Annotated in this window: 15 protein-coding genes; all 15 read right to left on the reverse strand. The window is 67.0% G+C overall.

What is annotated here, in order from left to right; all coding sequences use genetic code 11:
• Positions 1-1,906 precede the first annotated feature (1,906 nt).
• The gene (locus tag KF833_00005; GenBank protein MBX3743666.1) at positions 1,907-2,506 is read right to left on the reverse strand and encodes a hypothetical protein; all 600 of its coding nucleotides are present in this window, start codon (positions 2,504-2,506) and stop codon (positions 1,907-1,909) included.
• Positions 2,503-2,973 carry a flagellar FliJ family protein gene (locus KF833_00010; protein MBX3743667.1) on the reverse strand — a complete coding sequence of 157 codons (471 nt, stop codon included), beginning with the start codon at positions 2,971-2,973 and terminating at the stop codon, positions 2,503-2,505. The genes KF833_00005 and KF833_00010 overlap by 4 nt, the downstream gene beginning before the upstream one ends.
• A complete protein-coding gene (locus KF833_00015) occupies positions 2,970-4,355 on the reverse strand; it encodes a FliI/YscN family ATPase (GenBank protein ID MBX3743668.1) in 1,386 nt (461 codons plus the stop codon). Before KF833_00015 ends, KF833_00010 begins: the two co-directional genes overlap by 4 nt.
• A complete protein-coding gene (locus KF833_00020) occupies positions 4,352-4,945 on the reverse strand; it encodes a hypothetical protein (protein MBX3743669.1) in 594 nt (197 codons plus the stop codon). Before KF833_00020 ends, KF833_00015 begins: the two co-directional genes overlap by 4 nt.
• Positions 4,929-5,978 carry a flagellar motor switch protein FliG gene (gene fliG, locus KF833_00025; GenBank protein MBX3743670.1) on the reverse strand — a complete coding sequence of 350 codons (1,050 nt, stop codon included), beginning with the start codon at positions 5,976-5,978 and terminating at the stop codon, positions 4,929-4,931. The genes KF833_00020 and fliG overlap by 17 nt, the downstream gene beginning before the upstream one ends.
• Positions 5,979-5,981: 3 nt before the next feature.
• A complete protein-coding gene (fliF, locus tag KF833_00030) occupies positions 5,982-7,613 on the reverse strand; it encodes a flagellar M-ring protein FliF (protein ID MBX3743671.1) in 1,632 nt (543 codons plus the stop codon).
• Between the two features lie 22 nt (positions 7,614-7,635).
• Complete coding sequence (gene fliE, locus KF833_00035) at positions 7,636-7,902, reverse strand: flagellar hook-basal body complex protein FliE (GenBank protein MBX3743672.1); 267 nt, start codon at positions 7,900-7,902, stop codon at positions 7,636-7,638.
• A gap of 97 nt (positions 7,903-7,999) precedes the next feature.
• On the reverse strand, positions 8,000-8,428 hold the full coding sequence (flgC, locus tag KF833_00040) for a flagellar basal body rod protein FlgC (protein MBX3743673.1): 429 nt from the start codon (positions 8,426-8,428) through the stop codon (positions 8,000-8,002).
• Between the two features lie 4 nt (positions 8,429-8,432).
• Positions 8,433-8,816, reverse strand: a complete 384-nt coding sequence (flgB, locus tag KF833_00045; GenBank protein ID MBX3743674.1) for a flagellar basal body rod protein FlgB — start codon at positions 8,814-8,816, stop codon at positions 8,433-8,435.
• 415 nt (positions 8,817-9,231) lie between these two features.
• On the reverse strand, positions 9,232-10,737 hold the full coding sequence (locus KF833_00050; GenBank protein ID MBX3743675.1) for a response regulator: 1,506 nt from the start codon (positions 10,735-10,737) through the stop codon (positions 9,232-9,234).
• The gene (locus KF833_00055; GenBank protein MBX3743676.1) at positions 10,670-12,568 is read right to left on the reverse strand and encodes a HAMP domain-containing protein; all 1,899 of its coding nucleotides are present in this window, start codon (positions 12,566-12,568) and stop codon (positions 10,670-10,672) included. The genes KF833_00050 and KF833_00055 overlap by 68 nt, the downstream gene beginning before the upstream one ends.
• Positions 12,569-13,121: 553 nt before the next feature.
• Positions 13,122-15,131, reverse strand: a complete 2,010-nt coding sequence (locus tag KF833_00060; protein MBX3743677.1) for a PAS domain-containing protein — start codon at positions 15,129-15,131, stop codon at positions 13,122-13,124.
• A gap of 51 nt (positions 15,132-15,182) precedes the next feature.
• The gene (locus tag KF833_00065; protein ID MBX3743678.1) at positions 15,183-15,782 is read right to left on the reverse strand and encodes a YfiR family protein; all 600 of its coding nucleotides are present in this window, start codon (positions 15,780-15,782) and stop codon (positions 15,183-15,185) included.
• Between the two features lie 39 nt (positions 15,783-15,821).
• Positions 15,822-17,918 (reverse strand): TonB-dependent receptor, encoded by a 2,097-nt coding sequence (locus KF833_00070; GenBank protein ID MBX3743679.1) that lies wholly within the window; start codon positions 17,916-17,918, stop codon positions 15,822-15,824.
• Positions 17,915-19,750, reverse strand: coding sequence for a response regulator (locus KF833_00075; GenBank protein ID MBX3743680.1), 1,836 nt, complete (start codon positions 19,748-19,750; stop codon positions 17,915-17,917). The genes KF833_00070 and KF833_00075 overlap by 4 nt, the downstream gene beginning before the upstream one ends.
• Positions 19,751-19,834: the final 84 nt, after the last annotated feature.

The following is a 19,834-nucleotide window of genomic DNA, read 5'->3' on the forward strand; positions in this document are numbered from 1 at the left end:
GCGGCGCTCGTCCCTCCGATGGCAACCGGGCGGGGCGATTCCGTCTGCGGCGCGGTGCGGTCTGCGAGGGCGGCGCCTTGGGTGGGGGTGGGGACACCTGGCGGTGCCACCGTGGGCGGAGTGGGCCGGAGGACAGCGGGTTGGGGCGCGGCTTCGCTCGGACTCGCGGCGCTCGTCCCTCCGGTGGCAACCGGGCGGGGCGATTCCGTCTGCGGCGCGGTGCGGTCTGCGAGGGGGGCGCTTTGGGTGGGGGTGGGGACACCCTGCGGTGCCACCGTGGGCGGAGTGGGCCGGAGGACAGCGGGTTGGGGCGCGCCTTCGCTCGGACTCGCGGCGCTCGTCCCTCCGATGGCAACCGGGCGGGGCGACTCCGTCTGCGGCGCGGTGCGGTCGCCGAATGCAAGACTTTGGGCAGTGCCCTGGGGCGCGGGAACCCCTCCACGTGGGCCGATTCGCGCCATTCCGGCGGCAGGCGGCCCGCCTGGGTTGGGGCGAGTCCCGGCGCCATCCGATCGACCCTCCACTCCGCGCTCCAGCGGCGTGCCGTTCGGAGCCGCGCCCGACTGGATCGGCCGGTCGGCGAATGGGTCCGACAACGCCTTGCTCGGAGCCGGCCCGGTTTGCATCGGCGCGGGTTCCGTCTCCGGAGGCTGCTCCGATCCGGAGGTGACCGGAGCGGCCTTGGGCGATGCCCCCGCGGCGGAGACTGCCACGATGGCAGGGTCCCGGATTCCCAACACGTCTTCCGGCGTCGTGCCCGGAGGCCTCGCCAGACTCGGGACGGATCCCGACGCGGCGGGGCTTTCCGCGCCGACAACCGCCTGAGGCGTTCCCATCGGCAACCCGGGTCGGATCGCATCCTCCTGCCAGGCGGGATCCCCACCGGGGACCGCGAACCTGCTGTTCCCCGCTGCAAGGCTGTTCTCCGCCAGCGGCCGGCTCACGTCGTGTCCGGCCTGACCTGCATGGGGGATCGCCCGCGGTCGTGCGGACGTCGAGGGCCCTTCGCCCGCTGGAACGGTCGTTGTCGCCAACGGGATCTCCGGAGATGACGTTCGCGCGCTCACTGCAACACCCTGACGGGCAGTCCCGATCACGGCGGGCGTCCCCGGCTCCCGCGGAACGAACCTCGGCGCCGGTTCGTATCCCGAAGCGGACGGGCGACTGAAAGGGTGATCCTCGGCGGAGTGGGATCGCGTTTCCCGATTCGCGTCGTGGACGGCCTCGCCGTGAGGCGTACCCGGCAGGGTCGGCGGGGGGGCAATCATCCCCGGTGCGGTGTCCCCGACCACGGGCCATGACTCCAGCACGGGGGGGATGACCCGATCCGTTTCGGGTCCCACGCCCCCGCCGTCGCTCCATGCCGCCGCCGGGTCCGGTTCGACCGTCGTCCGCCCGTTCACCGTCGGCTCCCCAGCCTTCGTGGACGCCGCCGCGACGACTGAGATCCCGCCGGCTGGCGGGACCCTGGGAACAGGCATGCTTTCGGCGGCCTCTGGCCTTGGCCCCGGTGCGGACATCGTCTGCCGATCCGGGCCACGCTGGGGCAGGGCCGGACTCCATGTCGGAACGGGATTCGAACCGGGCTGGATCGTGACGGGCCGAGTGGCTTCCGCGGAAACGTCCGCCTCGCCCCGAGGAAGATCGGCCCGCCGGCCGGGTCCCACGGTCGAAGTCGGGACCGATGCCTCAACCGGGCCGGCGTTCGCATCGCGCACCTCGGGGGCGGCCCCGCGATGGGTTTCCCCCTGCACCAGGGCACGCGCCACCAGGGCCGGGAAATCGGACACCCCCGGAATGACCGGTTCGCCGGCGGATGCCGGTCCCGCCGTTGCGCCCGGAACCATCAGGTCCACCGGACCCGGCCCGGTGCCGCCCAACCGCGCGAGAAAGCCATGGGGAGAGGTCATCGGCGGGAAGGGTTCGGAGGCGGGCGAAACACCGCCACGCGCAGTCGTTCGGCAATCGACGCGGCCATCTTCGACTCCGCCTCGCCGAGGCGCACGAACGCCTCGAGGATGGGGGCGATCTCATCCTCCTTGAGGTAGATCAGCACCTTCACGATGGTCGATTCGTCGAGCTGCCGGAGGATCGCCACCGAACCTTCGGGGCCCATGTTGGCATACACGCGGGCGAGCTTCTTGAGGTTGGCGACCTCCTCGTTGTCCACCCGCACGAGCATGGCATCCAGGTCCTGGCGCAACCGATGGACGGCTTGGGTCACCACGGTGAGTTCCATCTGCTCGGACCGCAGCCGGGCTTCGAATTCGTTGAGCTGACGGGCCCGCTCGGCCAGAGCGGACCGCTCGTTGGTCAGTTCGACCGTCAGCATCTCCAACTCAGGGTTGGAGTACTCCCACGATGGGCCGCTGCGTCGGGTGCCGCTCCCATCGGGGGACACGTCACGTGCCAGCTCCAGCTTCGGCCAGCACAGCACCGTGACGGACACGTATAACAGGGCGCCGAGCGTTCCGACACCGGTGGGGGACTGGAGGAACCGGGTCATGGTCGTGGGTCCGTCCCGTGCAGCGTCCGGGCCAGGGCGGTCCGGCGCAGGGCCAGTTCATCGATGAGCTTCGCCTCGGCCGCCCATTGGTCGCGCTGATGCCGCTGCCGCTGCTTGTCCCGGCATTGCTCGACCACCTCGCGCTGCCGGCGGGCTTCGAGCATGGCCTGGAGCGCGGAGGCGACCCCACGGTCGGCCGTGCGCAGGACCTCCACCGCCTGCGCACGACGGACATCCAGCTCGCGGAGATGATCCTGGTGCCGGGCCGCATCGCCCGCCGGCACCGCGGCGGCGAGTCGCGTGCGAAGGACATCGGCCCCACGCACCAGCTCCTCCTCGGCCGACTCCAGCGCTTCGCCGGCCTTCCGCCGTGCCATCAGCGCCGCCGCATAGCGTTCGAGGGCCTCACGTTCCTGGCGTTGCCGGACCGTCAGGACCGCCTGAAGGGTGAATCGAAACGGTTTCACGAAGTCGCTCGTTGGCCGGGTGCGGGCGCCGTGGACGCGGCGGACGTGAGGGAGCGGGCCAGGCCCTCCCAGCTCTCCCGCAGGGCACAGCCCTGATCCACCGGCTGCCTCAGGAATCCCTTCAGCGGCTCATGCAGGCGGATGGCCTCGTCGATCGCCGGATTGCTGCCCGGGGGATAGGCGCCGATCCCGATCAGGTCCTGGTTGCGTCGGTACACCGCCAGCGCCTCGCGCGCCCGCCCCGCCAGGTCGCGCTGTTCCGCCGAGGTCAGATCCCGCACCAACCGGCTCACACTCTCCAGCACGTCGATCGCCGGGTAGTGGTTCTGGGTGGCCAGTTCCCGCGTCAGCACGATGTGCCCGTCGAGGATCGACCGCACCGCGTCGGCGATCGGGTCGTTCATGTCGTCCTGCTCGACCAGCACCGTGAACAGGCCGGTCATCGATCCCCGTTCGCCCGTGCCCGCCCGTTCCAGCAACTGCGGCAGCAGCGAAAACACCGAAGGGGTGTAGCCGCGCGTCGCCGGCGGTTCCCCGACCGCCAGGCCGATCTCCCGCTGCGCCATCGCGAAGCGCGTCACCGAATCCATCATCAACAGCACATTCTGTCCCTCCGATCGGAAATGCTCCGCGATGGACATCGCCACAAACGCCCCCTTCAGCCGGGCGATCGCCGGCTCGTTCGAGGTCGCCACCACCACCACCGACCGGCGCCGCCCCTCGTCCGTCAGGTCCTTCTCCAGAAACTCGCGCACTTCGCGACCCCGCTCGCCAATCAGGGCGATGACGTTCACATCCGCCTCCGACCCGCTGGCGATCATGCCCAGCAGGGTGGACTTGCCCACACCGCTCCCGGCGAAGATGCCCATGCGCTGTCCCCGTCCGCACGGCATGAAGGTGTCGATGGCCTTGACCCCTGTCCGGAACACCTGCCCGATGCGCTGCCGCTTGAGCGGGTGCGGCGGCTGCATGTGAATCGGCACGCTGTCGGCCGTCCGGATCGGACCCAGGTCATCCAGCGGCTGGCCGAGCCCTCCCAACACCCGTCCCTTCAGCGCCTCGCCCACCGGAATCCGCAGCGCCGAACCCAGGGCGATCACCTCGCTGCCCGGATGGATGCCGTGCGTCTCCCCGAGGGGCATCAGCAGGACGTGGTGGTTCCGGAACCCCACCACCTCGGCAAGCGTCGCACCCTCATGCCGGGCGGATTCGATGCGGCACATCTCCCCCACGGCGGCCAGCGGTCCCTCCGATTCCACCACCAGTCCGATGGACTGCACCACCCGGCCATGGTTGCGGACGAACGACGCCTGCTGCAGGCGCTGACGAACGGCCTCGACGCGATGCAGGGGCCGGCTGGGGGTGGAGATCCGGGGGGTCATTCGAGAAGCGATCGTTGGATGAGGTCCAGCTTGGTTTCCCTTCGCGCATCCACGATTCCGAACCGCGTCTGGACCAGGCAACCGCCCCGCGACACCTCGGGCGATCCGTGAAACCGCACGGCGCCCTCATCGTCGGGAGATGCCAGCAACGGCGATTCGACCTTTCGGAGAAGCTCCAGATCGGCCGGATGCAGGCGCACCTGGAATTCGGACGACCCCTCCACCTGGGAGAGCGCCTCGTGGACGGCCGCCTCGACCACCTCGACCGAGATGGGGATCTCGCCGACCACCTTCCGGGCAATGTCGAGGGACAGGGCCACAAGGTGCTCTTCGGTGTCCGCCACCACCTGCCCCACGGCCTTGCCCAACGCCGCGATCGCACCATCGAGCATTTCGCGGACCTGCTGCCGCTGCTGCAGGAGCTGTTCGCCGAGCGCCTTTTCGCCGTCGGCCCGTCCCCGCTCGTAGGCGGCCTGGACGTCCGCCTCGGAGAGGGCGGGCCCGGGTTCCGGCATCGCGGCACCATTCCGGACCGGGCGCACATCGCGCACCGGAGCGGTCAGGCGGATGACCTCACGCGACAATTTCATCGCCTCCCCCCCCGGCGGCGCTGAGTTCGATCTCGCCCTCGGACTCGAGCCGCCGCACCACATCGATGATCCGGCCCTGGGCGCCCTCGATGTCGCGCAGGCGCAGCGGTCCCATGAAACCGATCTCCTCGTTGACGGTCTCGGCGGCGCGCTTGGAGATGCTGGCCAGGAGCGCCTCCTTGACCCGGTCGCTGGCGGTCTTGAGAGCCATGGCCAGGTCGCGCATTTCGACTTCGCGAAGGATCTTCTGGAGCATCGCGGTGTCGAGCTGGGCGAGGTCCTCGAAGGTGAACATCTTCTGGCGGATCGCCGCCCCGAGGTCCGGGTTGCGTTCCTCGAGCCCCACCAGCAGCGCCTTGCTGGTGCTCTTGTCCATCGAGTTCAACAGATCGGCCGCCGTCTTGATGCCCCCCGTCTGGCTGAGCGCCCGGGTGTGGCGCCCGGCGATCTTCGCGTTCAGCAGCTCCACCACCCGCTCGACCACCTCGATCGGCGTCGGCGCCATCGTGGCCAGCCGTTCGATCACCTGGTCCCGCGCCTCCGTGCGCAGCAGCATCAGGAATTCCGAGCTCTTCTCCGCAGCCAGATAACTCACCACCAGCGCGATGGTCTGCGGTTGTTCCTGCTTGAGCAGGTTGAAGATCTGCCGGGCATCCATCTCCAGGATCTGCTGCATCGCCCCCGGCGTGGACCGCGCCGGCGCCACCCGCCCGATGATGCTCGAAGCCCGGAAGGGTCCGAACGACTTCTCCAGCATGTCCCGCGTAAAATCCAGCCCCCCCAGCGTGCAGGTCCCGGCCTGGACCGCCACCTCCGCAAACTCCCGCAACACCTCCATCCGCATCTCCTGGGAAACCACCGTGATCTTGGTCATCTCGGACGTCACGGCCTCCATCTCGGCCTCGTTCATCTGCCGCAGCAGGGTTCCGGCCCCCTCGGGTCCCAGCACGATCATCAGTGCCGCCAGCTTCTGCAGCTTGGTCATCGACGCCACTTCGGGCGCCGCCGGGGTTTCTGTTGAGGACGTGGCCATGGACTACTTGGCTGGGTTGCCCCGGTTCATCCAGGACCGCACGGCCTGGGTGACACTGGCGGGATTCTCGCGGATCAACTGGTTGAGCACCTCGACGGTGACGACCTTGGGGGCGTCGTCCTGGTGGCCATGGGCGCCGTTGCCGTTCCTTCCCATTCCCGGCACCAGCCGGCCGTTGCCCGACCCGTTGGCCGACGGCACCGGCAACCCGAAGGTCAGATCCTCGGGCCGCGTGCGTCGCAGGGCCCGGCGGAACAGCAGCAGGGCGCCGAGACCCAGCGCCGGGAGAATGAGTTGCTGGCCCAGCTCCAGGCCCTGACGCCACGACTCCTGACGGTCGAGCTGGGTCGCCAGATCCATGACCTGACGATCGTTGAACGGCATCTCCTCCAGGGTGATCGCATGCGGCCGGTCCGGATCGCCGTCGGCAATTCCCAAGGCGCTTTGCACAATCCTCTGCAGCCTCAGCAAATCTTCCGCGCTGCGCGGGAGCGCCCGGCGGTCCGCGCCAGTACCCTCGAACTGCTGGGCCACGAACACCGCGGCGGTCAACCCCTCAAGACTGCCCGCCCCCTGCGTCATCGTGCTGACCGTGCGGTTGATCTCGTACTGGTTGTTGGTGGTCTTGCGCTTGGTCCGCGAGGTGGGCGATGCGGGCGCCGCCGGGGCCGAGGGTTCCAGGTCGAACTCCGTGTTGGCTGCCATTCCCGCCGCTGCGGTCGAGGACGGCGAGGTGGACTCGACGCTTTCATCCTCCACGGTGGAGATCCGGATCACCTGCCCGTCCGGGTCGTAGCGCTCCTCGTACCGGGTGATGGAATCCCAGTTGATGTCGGCCGACACCCGCACGACCGCCTGGCCGTGACCCAGCACCCGCTCGAGCATCCCTTCGGCCTTTCGTGCCAGGTACTGCTCGAGGTTCTTCCGTGCGGTGAGCTGGTTGTTGCTCAGGCCGGCGATCGAATCGTCCTCGTTGTCCGAAAGCACATTGCCCAGGTTGTCCACGACCGACACGCTCTGCACCGCCAGCCCTTCGACGGCATTGGCCACCAGCAGGCGGATGGAACTGACCGCCGCCGCCGGCAACGGGCCCGCACCCCGCACCCGTACAAACACGGACGCCGTCGGTTTCTGCTGGTTGCCGATGAGCAGCCGGTTCTCGGGCAGCACGATCATCACCCGGGCGGCATCCACCTGGTCGAGCTGGCTGATGGTGCGGGCCAGTTCCCCCTGGATCGCCCGCGTGTAGTTCGCCCGCTGCACAAAGTCCGACACCCCGAAATTGGGCTTGTCGAAGATCTCGAACCCGACCCCTTCGCCCCGCGGAATCCCCTTTCCCGCCAGTTGCATGCGCAGGGTGTGCACCTGGTCGGCAGGCACCAGGATCGCGCCCCCCGGCCGCACCTGGTAGCGCACCTTCGCCTCGTCGAGCGCCGCAATGACCTTGGCCGCCTCCCCCTCGTCCAGACGGCCGTAGAGAAGCGAGTAGCTGCCCCGGGCGGACCACGCCGCCAGTCCCAGCAGTCCGCCGATCACCAGTGCGCCGGTCAGGGCGATACTGATCCGCTGGTTGAGCCCCAACTGCTTCCAGATGGCCAGCAGTTGGCGCCCGAGCTGCGACAGACTTTCGTTCATAACATTGCCACCGTCTCAGTCCTCACACCTGCATCCGCATCAGCTCCTGGTACGCCTCGAGCAGCTTGTTGCGGACCTCGACCATCAGTTGAAACGACACGCTCGCCTCCTCGGTCGCAATCATCACCCGGTGCAGCGGAATGTCCTCGCCGCTCAGCAGTCCACGGACGGCCTCGGCCGACGCCATCTGCTTGCTGTTGACCTGCTCGACGAACCGGCCCAGGACCGTTTCGAAGGGCTTGGCACCCTCCGTCGGTCCGAGCGGCGCCGCCGCCGCGCCCGGCGGCATCGGCGGCACCGGCGGTTCGATCGCGGGCATCCCGCGCATCGCCGGATCCACCACGTTCCGAATGGCCGAAAGAGAATGCATGCGCCCTCCTCACCGCTTATCGCTTCCCGATGCCCAGGGTCTGCATCGCCATGCTGCGGGCCGTCTTCAGCACCGCCAGGTTCGCCTCGAAGGCCCGCGTCGCCGCAATCATGTCCACCATCTCCTCGTGGACGTTCACGTTCGGCATCGCCACCATCCCCGTCCCGTCCGCATCCGGATGCCCCGGCCGGTACACCAGCCGCGGCTCCCGCGAATCCCCCTCCACCCGGGCCACGCTCACCGCCGGCAGGCTGGGTGAACCCGCCCTCCCCTGGGCGGAAGCCAGCACCGCCTCGAAAACCACCTGCTGGCGCCGGTACGGCTGCCCGTCCGCCCCGCGCGTCACCTGGGCGTTGGCGATGTTCTGTCCCACGACATCCATCCGGACGCGCTCGGCCGCGAGGGCGGCGGACGTGCTTTCGAGACCTCCGAAAATCTTGATCATGGCGTCAGGCGGACCGTCCGGTGATGGCGTGCCGCATCTTCAGCAGCGCGCTGGTGATGAAGTGGGCCTCGACCCCGTACTCGATGCTGTTCCGGTTCAGCCGGACCATCTCGCTCTCGAGATCGACCGTGTTGCCGTCCCGGCGCCGCGACACCGCCGTGGCATCCACCGCAAGTTGCGGGCGGATCGACTTCATGGACGCGACGTCCCGCGCCGCCACCGCCTTCTGCAGTTGCTGCTCGAAGGCCGGCCCCACATCCATCCGGCGGTAGCCCGGCGTCTCCACGTTCGCCAGATTCGTCGCGATCGCCTCGTGACGGAGCACCGTCACGTCCATCAACCGCTTCGCAGCGACCAGGTTCGGTTGATTGAAGAGGGCGTCGATCATGGCGGGCCGTTTCTATCCCCCAGCCTCGAAGCACCCGGCATGCCAGGAGAAGAACCTGCCGCCTGCGTGGGGTTTCCCTCCCCGTCACCCCGTCAGCCGGGCAATTTCGTTCCCATCCACCCCCCAACCCGGCAACGAACGCCTACCCCAACCCGCCCTGGGAAGAATTCGCCACGTGCCATGCTCCCAACCGCCTTCACGCGTCCCCAAGACCGGCCTGGAGCGGAACGCCGCCCACCTTTCGCCCCGTTCCCAACGGCCCCCTGCCCTCCGCCCTTCATCCCCCACCGCTCACTTGTGGCGGCTCAGGCGCCCTCCCCCAGATCAAATAGACGGAATCGTCGTGCATATGCACGACGATTCCGTCTATTTGATCCGCCCGCCCCTGCCGCGCCCGGCCCCGCCCGGTCAGGCGTCAGGTCGAGGCCGCCATCTCCCCGGCCAGGTGCGATCCCTCAGGGATCCCGGGCGGAACCGGGAAGGCGATCACAAATTCGCAGTACTGACCCTCCTCGCTGCGCGCTTCGATGGTCGCACCGACGTCACGTAGAAGCCGGTAACAGATGCTGAGACCGAGTCCCATGCCGCGCCCGGTCTCCTTGGTGGTGAAGAAGGGCTCAAAGATCCGGCCCAGACTGACAGCGGACATGCCAGGACCATTGTCCCGAACCCGCACCATCCGGCACTCGCCGTTGCCGTCGGCGGACAGTCGGATGCGGGGCCGCTCGCCGGGCGGGAAGGTCTTCGACCGCAGGGCGTCCGCAGCGTTGTGGAGCAGATTGATGAACACCTGGGTGAGCCGGGGGCCGACGGCATCGACCGTGAACTCTTCGGGGATGAGATTCTCGACCTCGACCTGTCCTTTGAGTTCTCCGGCCAGGAGCCGCACCGCGACATCCGCCACCCGCTTCACTTCCACCGTGGCCATCGCTCCGTAGCTCGGGTGGTTGAACTCGCGAAGGTCGCGAACAACCGACGCAATGTGGCTCAACCCTTCGCGAATGTCCGTCAGGGTCTCCAGGAACTCCTCCCGACTCGATTCCGAGATGTCCGTGGCATGGCGCCGGCACAGGTTGATCGCCGTGAGCGCGTAGTTCAGGGGATTGTTGATCTCGTGCATGATCCCGGCGCTCATGCGGCCGAGGGAGGCCATCTTCTCCGAATGCACCAGCTGCACCTCCGTGTCCCGCAGCTGGTTGAACGTGCTTTCGAGGGTATGTCGCAACCGATGCAGCACGTCCGGCAACGACCGGACGTCGATGCCGTCGGCACCGGGATTCGGAGGCTTGAGATTCGAGACGCCCGCGGCCTGCGCCCGGGTCAGACCCCGGGCCCCGGCCGAGCGAACCAGCATTTCCTGCATGTCGCGGACCACCCCATGCAGCCGGTCCGTGGCCGTGGCAGCCTGGAGGTTGAGATCCCGTTTCCGGCCCATCGCATGGGCCAGTTGCTGCACCTCGACGTTGTCGAACGGCTTCTTGAGCACCACCAGGTTCTCCGGCTGCCCCAGGCGGGCCCGCATCTCGTCCCACGAATAGTCCGAGTACGCTGTGCAGATCACGATCTGCAGCGCGGGATCCACCTCCCACAACCGCGCGGTGGTCTCGATCCCATCCCATCCCGGGGGCATGCGGACGTCCACAAAGGCCAGCGCATAGGGTTGATCCTGGGCCAGCGAGCGCCGGACCATCTCCAGCGCCTCCTGACCCTGATAGGCGCTCTGCAACTCGAAGACGGGACCGGCATCCGGGCGCGGCGCCGTATTGAAAAGGATGCTCTCCAGCTCCTGCACCGCTCCCTCCCCGGACCGGTCGGGGCACAGGATCTTGCGGAAGTCCACGTGGATCGACGGATTATCGTCGATCACCAGAATGCGTCGATTCGGAGGCGGGGCCGGTCCCCAGGGAGGGCATGAGTTCATGGTGTGAATCGCTGACTGCCGGATGAATGGGAAGTTCCAGGATGAATGTGGCGCCCTGACCCAGACCTTCGCTGTGGACCGACAGGCTCCCGCCCATCTCCCGTGCGGCGTTGGCGCCACTGTGCAGTCCGAAACCGTGCCCGTTCTTCTTGGTCGTGAAGCCGTGCTGGAAGACTCGGATGAGATTCTCCCGGGCGATGCCGATGCCCGAGTCCCGCACGATGAAGGCCAGACGCTCGGCGGCACGGCGTTGGATGCCGATCTCGATGCGCCGTGCAGCGGCATCCATCGTCGCCACGGCATGCTTCGCGTTGCGCAGCAGGTTCACGAGGATCTGCAGCACCTTGTGCCGGTCCACGTTCATCGGCGGCAGATCCGCGTCGAAATCGCGAAGCACCCGGATGCCGTTCGTTTCGAAGGAGGCCCCGTTCATCCGGAGCGCGTCCTCGACCAGTTCGACCGAGGCGACCTGTTCCGAAGTGCCCGACACCGTGGCATAGGCCTGCTGCAAGGCCACCACCTTCTTGATGTGCTCGATGTTGCGCATCAGCCCGTCGATCTCCGTCAGGATGGCGGCGCGCTCGCCCTCGATCTGGGCCGTAACGGCGGCGAAATACTCGGGGAGAATACGACCGCGCTGATCCTCGGTCAGGAACCGGCCGAGCTCTCCTCGGTGCTCAACGAGCATGGCAACCGCCCGCTGAAGTCCGTTCAGCGGGGACTTGCGCAGGCGATCTCCAACGAGCGTTGCGGAGACGCCGACGCTGTTGAGCACGTTGCCGACGTTGTGAAGCACGCTGGTGGCGACCTCGGCCTTGCCGGCGAGACGGGACGCCTCGATCAGCCGCTGCTGGGCCTCGGCCAGGTCCTTGCGGGCCTTTTCCTCTGCGCGCACCTGGTCCACCAGCTCCTGGGTCCGTTCCGCCACGCGCTCTTCAAGGGTCCTCTTGGATTCGAGGAGGGCGTCCTGAACCCTCTGGCGCGAAATGGTGGCCCCCAAGGTGTCGCCCACCGTGCGGAGACTGTCCCGCTCCGAGTCGTTCCACACCCGGTCCTCCCGGCACTCATCGATTCCTAGAAATCCCCACCAGTCTCCGTCCACATGAATGGGTATGGCCAGAAGCGAGCGGATTCCCTGAGGATCGAGCGTCTCCCGTTCCTCGGCAGGCATCTCACGAACCAGCCCGAAAACGACCTCCCCGCGGCTGAGAATCTCCACCCAGCGCTGAAACCCCGCAGCCTCGTAATCCACCTCCTGGAGTGCCGGATTGCCGACCTGCGAAGCAGCGTACGAAACAGTCCATTCGAAGCGCTGACAGGTGAAAAGGCGACCTCCCGGTCCGCGGTAGTTCTGAAACAGGTAGGTGCGACAGCTCTCCGTCGCCTCGCCGATCTTGGCGAGCACCGCCGGCAGCGCGTGATGCCAGCCGTCCGCCTCGAGCAACTCCTGGGCCGCAAACCGGACGCTTTCCAGAACCCGATCCCTCCTCTGAAGGGCGGACGTCATGCAATTGACCGACCCGGCCAGCGCCCCGATTTCGTCAAGGCCCCCCACCTGGGCCATGGCAGACAAGTCGCCGCCCGCAACCCGTCCGACCACCGTGCGAAGGCTGAGGATGGGCCGGACCAATCGGCGGGCGTACACGACCGAGGCGCCAAGGCTGAGGAGAATGCAGGCGGCAGCCATCTGGGTGGTCCTCAGATAGGCATCCGTGACACTGCGATTGAAACCATCGAGGGAGAGGCCGACGTTGATCCAGCCCCATTCGATTTCCGGATAGTCCAGGGGAAGGGCGTAAGCGAACACCCGGCGTTCAAGGACGGGCGCCATGGCAATGCCGCTGTGGATCTCCCGTCGGGCCGGACGCCATTCGACCGGACCGTCTTCCAGGGAGAACCAGCGGTCGCCCCCCTTTTCGTGCAGCAGCGAATACCCGTCATGGCGGGCGATGACGATGTAGTCGATGGAGGGATTGCCGCGAAGGACCAGCCGGCAGTGCTCCACCACGGCGCCGTAATCTTCGCCGGCCAGCCCACTGGTGGCGACGTCACGAATGGAGATGGAAACGCCGTGCGCCTTGGACTCGAGGTTTTCCAGAAACGTGCGCCGCTGCCCGGGAAGCATCGCCACCAGAAAGATCAACAGCGAGGCAATGGCTATCAGCCAGGCGAAGAGTGCGGTGCGGAAGGTGATGCCCCGGCGCGGAAGCCAGCCGACCACCGCGGCCTTCAGCCGGCAGCACGGGCGCCCGACCCGTGGCCCCGAACGCTCGCCCTCTGACGACGAAACGACTGGAGGGGATAACGTCACGGCGGGCCCTCCAACCGGACCTGCTTCCGCAGCACGACCGCCGCACCTGGGGGGTGGACTGTGGGCCGAGTCATCACGGCAGGGGTTCGTCGTGGCTCAAATCGTCAGATGCACCGCCGGCCAAGGGCTCCGGAGCATGGGAATCCCCGTGCCCCGGATGGCTGTCTGACAGGACCCGCGGATCGCCCGCCTGAGCCACCTTCAGTACCAGGACAAATTCCGCCCCATGGCCGATCCCGTCACTGGTGGCCGTCAGGTGCCCCCCCATCTCGCGGGCGGCGTTGGCGCCGCTGTGCAGACCGAATCCATGCCCCTCCTTCTTGGTGGTGAAACCGTGCTGAAAGATGCGTGTCAGGTTCTCGGAAGCGATCCCGACCCCGTTGTCGCGAACGCGAATGGCAATGTGTTCGGGGTTGTACGGCTCGATAAGGATGGTGAGCCGGCGACCATCGGTGCGGCCAGCGTCCAGGGCATGCTTCGCGTTGCCCAGGAGGTTGATCAGGATTTGCAGCGCCTTGTGCCGGTCCACGATGACCCGGGGCAGGTCCGGGTCAACGTCGCGGCAGACCACGATTTGATGCCGTTCGAAAGACGCGGCGTTGATCCTCAATGCGTCATCGACAAGTTCGGCCGGGTCGATGGGTTCGTATGCCCCGGAGACCTTGGCATACGCCTGCTGCATGGCGACGATCTCTTTCAGGTGCTCGACGAACCGGTTGAGCGTGGCGATTTCGTTCAGCAGTTCGGCATGTTCCATGACGAGGAACCCCGCCGCGGTGCCAAGGTACTCCGGGAGCAACCGGCCCTTGGGATCGTCCTCGAGGTAACGGGCAAGGTCCTCCCGGCGATCCCGGAGCATGCCGACAGCACGCTGGAGATTGCCGACCTGCTGGCGCTTCAACCGCTCGGCGACGAGGTTGACGGAGACGCTGACGCTGTTGAGGACGTTGCCGACGTTGTGGAGGATGCCGGTGGCGACCTCCGCCATGCCGGCCAGGCGCGACGACTCCATCAGGCGACGGTGCAAACGCTCCAATTGTTCCTCGGCCCGCTTTTGCTCGGTGATGTCCAGCGCCACGCCCCGAAGACACGACGCCCGCCCGTCCTCCGATTCCACCGCGACGTTCTCCCGGATCCAGATCATGCGTCCGTCGGCGCCCAGCATCCGGTAGTCGATCTGGAAGCCTTTGGAATCCGCCACGGCCTTGTCGTAGGTCTCCTCAACCCGGCGCCGGTCGCCCGTGTGCACGATCTCGAGCCGAAACGCCGGGTCCTCGATCCACCGGCGGAATGGGTACCGAAACAGCGGCTCAACCTGCCGGCTGACGAAGGTGGTGTGTCGGGTGACGGCATCCGCCTCCCATACCACCCCGTGAACGGATTCGAGGATCGACTCCAGCTTGGCGTGGGAATCCAGGATCGCCCGTTCCTGACTCTGCACCCGGCTCAGCACCTCGTTGAAGGTGCGGGTCAGCACTCCGAGTTCCCGTCCCTCTTCCTCCCGCGCGCGGATCGAGAAGTCCTTCCGGTCGGCAATCTCTTGAGCAACGCCGGTGAGGCGGGCAAGGGGGTCGGTTACAACGCGCCGCATCCAGACCAGACAGACGCCCACCAGTGCGGCCCCCGCAGCGGTGAGCCCGACCAGTAGCCAGGCGACGAGACGGGAAAGGCCGGAGTAGACTTGGGTGTGGTCGCCGACAAGGTTGAGCCAGGCCACCGTCTGACCATCCATCACGACAGGCTCCACCAGGAACCCTTCCCGGCCCCGGAGCAACACCCCCCCATCGCCGTGAGCCACCGGTTGCCCCACCGGGTTGCCATAATCGGCAAGCACTGTCCCGTCGGGAAGGACCAGCACCGCACCGAGAACGTTCGCCTTGGTGCGCAACGATCGAAGGAGTTCAGCCGCGGCGCGCCCGTCATCGAAGACCACTGCAGCCGCGGCGTTGTCGGCGACGATGCGAGCCACAGTCTGGAGATCGCGGACGAAGTCCCGGCGAAGCATGCGCATCTGGAAAGCCACCAGGGTCGTGCCCGCAAACAGCAGAAAGACCAGGCACGGCACCAGGACGATGAGTAGCACCTTCCCCTGGATGGACATTCTGACTTGTGGTTCAGCGGAGTTCATGGGCAATCACCGGATCACTGTCCGGGCAAGCGACAGCAGTCGGGAACTGATCTGCAGGCGGGCCGCCTGGGTCGCGCGGAGGTTGATGTCGAAGCGTACATTCCGATCCACCAGCACGAACCCGATCATGCCGCCCTGGCCGACGAAATCCGCATGGCGGCCGACCACCAGCACCGGATGCCTGGACAGCGGCCGCAGCACCTCGCCCATGGGCTCCATGGGGCCCGGATCGAGATACAGCAGGTGAATCCCCGTGAAGTCGTCGTCCAGCGCCAACCGCCGCACTTCAAGCCGGCGCCGGCCGACGGTCTGCCCGGGAACGATCAGCTCCAGGACTGACGCCATGGCCTCGTCACCCACGACTCCGATCGCCAGCGGGGCGTCGCCTTCGAAAACGGCGGACGGCCACTCGACGAATCGGGCGAAATTGATCAGGAAAGCCGCCCTGACCTCATGCTCCCTGGGCGGTGCGGATGCAGGTGACGAAACGGAGAGCACGCCAAGCAGAACGGCCAACAGCCCGGGGAAACGCCCCCATGCCACCTCAGGGCGGAAGGATGCCGCCCACGAAGGACGGGTCACACCGGGTGGGCTGTGGAGATTCATCGGGCGGGTCTTGCGGGGAGGATTCTGCCGAACCGCCAGCTAGAAACGGTAGGTCAGCTTGCACCGGAAGGTGCGGCCGTTCTGCTGGATCCGGTCCAGCTCCACGATCCCGCCGGAGACGGGCCCGCGATAGTAATGGTCGCTCGAAACCGGGTCGGAATATCGACGATCGAAAAGATTGTAGATGCCCGCTGTGACCTCCAGTCCGGGCATGAGTTCGCGGGCGAACAGGTTCAGGTTGACAACCGCATGGGGACTGACCGTCTCGCCCGCAAGGGAACGGCGTCCGCTCATGGCCTGGATCGCCGTGCTGGCAAAGACCTTGTTGCCCCAGACCGGCACGCTGAGGTTGACCTTCCCGAGATGCTCGGGAGCGTTCGGAAGCGGCGCCCCGCGGTCGGCATCCATGGTGTCCGTGAACGAGTAGCTGGCCGACGCCATCACGCCCCTGGGAAGATGATGATCCACCTCCAATTCCACGCCCCGGATCCGGGCCGATCCCTGGTTGGCGTACCTGAAAACCCCGCCCCCGAGATGGTCGGGATCCGCGGACGGATCGACCTCCAGTCCGATCAGATGATCGACGTCGTTCCAGAAGGCGGAGAGGGTGAGGTTCCATCGGGCGCCAAGGACCTGCTCCCAGACGAGTTCGTAGGAGCGGACGGATTTCGGGGTCAGGTCGGGATTCACCGCGAAGAAGGCACCGCTGTAGAACGCCTCGTATGCGTTGGGGGCCCTGAACGCCTGACCATAGAGAGCCTTGAAGGTGGTCTTCTCCCAAGGCGAGTAGAGGGCGGCCACGCGGGGGGTCAAGGCGCCGCCCGAGGGGGTGACATGATCGTAGCGAAGCCCGCCGCTCAGGACCAGATCGTCGCGAAGGCTCCACTCGTCCTGGGCGAAGATCCCGACCCTATCGGCGGATTCGTTCGAATCCGCATGGCTCAGGTACGGGTCATCGTCCCAATTGCGCTGGTCGAGAACCATCTGACCCCGCCACTCGACGCCGGTGCTCAGGTGATGGCGCTCTCCAAGCGGCTTGCCGAGGAGCAGGTTGAGCCCCGTGGAGAAGGACTCCGCGAGGTAGCGATTGACGATGGGCGGCGCTGAAGAGTCGTCCTCGCTGGCGTAGGGGTAGATCCCATCAAAGCGGAACCAGTCGAGTGAACTGCGGGCGTCGAGCAGCCATCCGTCCCCCCACTCGTGCCGGAAGCCGAGTGTGGCGAATGCCCGCTGGTCGGTGATGGACAGTCCTGGTTCCTGCGAATTGGGTAGAGTGTACCAGGCGGCCGTCGGCACATCCTTGACCCTTCGCCCGTAACCGCCGCGCAGCGACCAACTGGCATGCACCACGCTCATGAAGGCGTTGCCCGCCTGTTCTCCATCCAGGTCTTCGGCCACGAATTCCGGAAACTTCAACCGCTCCGCCCCCTCAGACCCCTGCAGCGTCCCGGACACCAGCAATTCCGTCCCATTGCCGAAACGCGTGCCGTAGGTGGTGCGGCCGGACCAGGCGTCGTACGACCCGTACGTGCCGGAGACCTCCACCCCATCGACCTGCCGGCCGCTGCGGGTGATCACGTTGATGACTCCGAAAAGGGCGTTGTTGCCGTAAAGGGACGAGCCCGGGCCGCGGATGATCTCGATCCGTTCAATCAGGTCGATATCGAGTGGAAAATCGAGACCGACGGCCGCCGTGTCGTACACGGCATCGTTGATCCGGTGCCCGTCGATCATCACCAGCAGACGCCCTCCGAAATCGCCGGGCCGTTGGAAACCCCGGATCCCGAGATAGCTGTACGACCGGTCGGACGTCACATAGAAGCCTCGAACGCGCTGAAGCACTTCGCCCAGCGTGCGGTCCCCATGCCGGGCAATCTGCTCGCGGGTGACCAGGGTGACCGCGGAGGGCGCACGGTTCAGCTTCTGTTCCCGCCTCGATGCGCCATAAACGGTCTCCACCTTGATCTCGCCAAGCTCCTCCAGGCTCATTCCGACCAGACTCTGCAGGCGGGCGAGTTCTGACGGCGCATCGCCTGGCAGTTCCTCCCCGCCCCAGACACCCCCCCAGCACCCGAGAACCACCGCAGCGATCAGATGGGGCGTGCGCAGCACTGGGGCAGGCAGCGGACGGGTCATGGCAGCGCCGCGATCAGGGGCTCGGGTCGGCTCTCACCTCCCCGCAGGGAGGACACATGATGGTAAAACAGCGCAGGGATCGCCGACCACTGCACGGGTTTGGAAACGTACTCGTCCATCCCGGCCGCCAGGCACGCTTCGCGGTCGCCGCGAACGGCGCTGGCCGTCATCGCGATGATGGGGACGCGCCGTCCCGTGCAGGTTTCGTTCTGCCGAATCAGCCGGGTGGCGGCCAGGCCGTCGAGTTCCGGCATCTGGCAGTCCATCAGGACCAGGTCGAACGCCTCCTCGGCCGCGGCTTCCACGGCCTGACGGCCATTGACCGCGAAGACCACCTCGCAGCCCATGCGCCCAAGGTAGAGCCCGGCGACCTTGCGGTTGACGGGGTTGTCCTCCGCAACCAGCACGCGCAAGGCAACTGGAAACGGGCCAAGGACCGGCGCCCGTTGCGCACGGGGCGATGCCGGCGCCGCGGCGCCGGAACACGAAACCACGCCCGGGTCGGCGGCAGCGGGAAGCGGGACGCGCAAAACAAAGGTCGAGCCCTGGCCAGGCATGCTCGATGCCTCGATCGATCCACCCATCAGCTCGGCAAGCTGACGGGAGACCGCCAGTCCCAGTCCGGACCCACCGAATTTCCGGGTGATCGAGGAGTCCGCCTGAGAGAAGGCCTTGAAGAGGAGGGGAAGCTGCTCCGGGACGATTCCAATCCCGGTGTCCCGCACCTCGAACTCAACGCCTGCCGGGCCCGCCGGCAACCCGCACGGGCGCACCGCAAGGCCGATCGATCCCTGAAGCGTGAACTTGACGGCGTTGCCGACCAGATTGAAGAGCACCTGCCGAAGGCGCACCGGGTCACCCACCAGCACCGCGGGAAGTTCGGGATGCAACGTGGCGGTCAGCGCGAGCCCCTTGACTTGAGCCTTGGGGATGAAGAGGCCGACAGAGGCGTCCACCAGCGCATCGAGGCGGAACGGCGTCCGTTCAAGTTCCAGCTTGCCCGCCTCGATCTTAGCGAGGTCGAGGATGTCGTTGAGCTGGGCCAGAAGCGACTCGCTGGAGTACTTCAGCGTATTGGCTGCGTCCCGCTGCTCGGTGGACAGCGGGGTCCCCAGAAGAAACTCGCACATTCCCAGAACTCCGTTCATCGGGGTGCGGATCTCGTGGCTCATGTTGGCGATGAACACCGACTTGACGCGGGACGCCTCTTCGGCTGCCAACCGGGCCTCGCGTGCCTCCATCTCGTGCCTCCGACGCTCGACGATCTCGGCCCGCAACGCCGCGGTGCGGTTCGCCACAATGGCCTCGAGTTCGTCCATGCGAACGCGCGCGGCCCGCTGCAGCCGCCACTTCTCCGTCAGAGCATGGGCGAGCTGGATCACCTCCACCGTGTCAAAGGGCTTCTTGAGAATGACCAGGCTGTCCGACTGCCCCAGGCGCCCTGTGATGCCGTCCCACGAATAATCCGAATAGGCCGTGCAGAGCACCACTTGCAGGCCGGGATCCACCTTCCACAGTCCCTCGATCGTTTCGATCCCATCCATCCCGGGCGGCATCCGCCCATCCACGAAGGCGAGGGCAAAGGGAGCCCCCCCGCGATACGCCGCTTCCGCACGGAGAATGCCGTCCCGTCCCTGATACGCCGACTCCAGTTCGAAACAGGCTGCCTCCGGCGTGGGTGCAGGGACGCTCTCCGAGAAGAGCACCGCCTCCATCGCGGCCATCGAGCCCTGCAGCTCCGATACCCTGGGCGTCAGGATCTTGCGGAAGTCATCGTGGATTGCGGCATTGTCGTCGACGATCAGGATCCGCCGGTTCACCGGAGACGGCATCGAGGTCGCCGGCGCTTCGTTCGTCGCGACGGGCCCCGGAGGAGGGCAACAGGACGCCAATTGGACCGACTCCGCATCGTTCGT

It is taken from the genome of Verrucomicrobiia bacterium, assembly GCA_019634625.1.
GTDB lineage: Bacteria > Verrucomicrobiota > Verrucomicrobiia > Limisphaerales > CAIMTB01 > CAIMTB01.

Bases quoted from the DNA above. Each gene is read 5' to 3' on its own strand.
- KF833_00005 (MBX3743666.1), bottom strand. From the start codon at position 2,506: ATGACCCGGTTCCTCCAGTCCCCCACCGGTGTCGGAACGCTCGGCGCC.
- KF833_00015 (MBX3743668.1), bottom strand. From the start codon at position 4,355: ATGACCCCCCGGATCTCCACCCCCAGCCGGCCCCTGCATCGCGTCGAG.
- KF833_00020 (MBX3743669.1), bottom strand. From the start codon at position 4,945: ATGAAATTGTCGCGTGAGGTCATCCGCCTGACCGCTCCGGTGCGCGAT.
- fliG (MBX3743670.1), bottom strand. From the start codon at position 5,978: ATGGCCACGTCCTCAACAGAAACCCCGGCGGCGCCCGAAGTGGCGTCG.
- fliF (MBX3743671.1), bottom strand. From the start codon at position 7,613: ATGAACGAAAGTCTGTCGCAGCTCGGGCGCCAACTGCTGGCCATCTGG.
- fliE (MBX3743672.1), bottom strand. From the start codon at position 7,902: ATGCCGCCGGGCGCGGCGGCGGCGCCGCTCGGACCGACGGAGGGTGCC.
- flgC (MBX3743673.1), bottom strand. From the start codon at position 8,428: ATGATCAAGATTTTCGGAGGTCTCGAAAGCACGTCCGCCGCCCTCGCG.
- flgB (MBX3743674.1), bottom strand. From the start codon at position 8,816: ATGATCGACGCCCTCTTCAATCAACCGAACCTGGTCGCTGCGAAGCGG.
- KF833_00050 (MBX3743675.1), bottom strand. From the start codon at position 10,737: ATGAACTCATGCCCTCCCTGGGGACCGGCCCCGCCTCCGAATCGACGC.
- KF833_00055 (MBX3743676.1), bottom strand. From the start codon at position 12,568: ATGGCGCCCGTCCTTGAACGCCGGGTGTTCGCTTACGCCCTTCCCCTG.
- KF833_00065 (MBX3743678.1), bottom strand. From the start codon at position 15,782: ATGAATCTCCACAGCCCACCCGGTGTGACCCGTCCTTCGTGGGCGGCA.
- KF833_00070 (MBX3743679.1), bottom strand. From the start codon at position 17,918: ATGACCCGTCCGCTGCCTGCCCCAGTGCTGCGCACGCCCCATCTGATC.
- KF833_00075 (MBX3743680.1), bottom strand. From the start codon at position 19,750: ATGCCGTCTCCGGTGAACCGGCGGATCCTGATCGTCGACGACAATGCC.